Source organism: Xanthomonas arboricola pv. guizotiae (assembly GCF_002940205.1).
Lineage (GTDB): Bacteria > Pseudomonadota > Gammaproteobacteria > Xanthomonadales > Xanthomonadaceae > Xanthomonas > Xanthomonas arboricola_C.
Genome location: NZ_MDSK01000153.1, coordinates 1 through 230, shown reverse-complemented (window position 1 = coordinate 230; position 230 = coordinate 1). Strand labels below are relative to the sequence as shown.

Genomic DNA, 230 nt, shown 5'->3' with positions numbered 1-230 from the left:
GCGAAGATCGGCGGGCTGGACGAGGTGCCGGATGAAACGACGATTCTCAACTTCCGGCATTTGCTGGAGCGGCATGATTTGGCGCGCAAGCTGTTCAACCGGGTCAACGCGCACCTGTCGCGTAAAGGGCAGAGTCTGCGAGGCGGGACGATCGTGGACGCCACGATCATCGCTGCGCCCAGTTCGACCAAGAACAAGGATGGCGAGCGCGATCCGGAGATGCACCAGAC

Annotated in this window: 1 pseudogene; it reads left to right on the top strand. The window is 61.7% G+C overall.

What is annotated here, in order from left to right:
* Positions 1 to 230: pseudogene (locus tag XarbCFBP7408_RS22220) on the top strand (IS5/IS1182 family transposase); the annotation flags it as partial.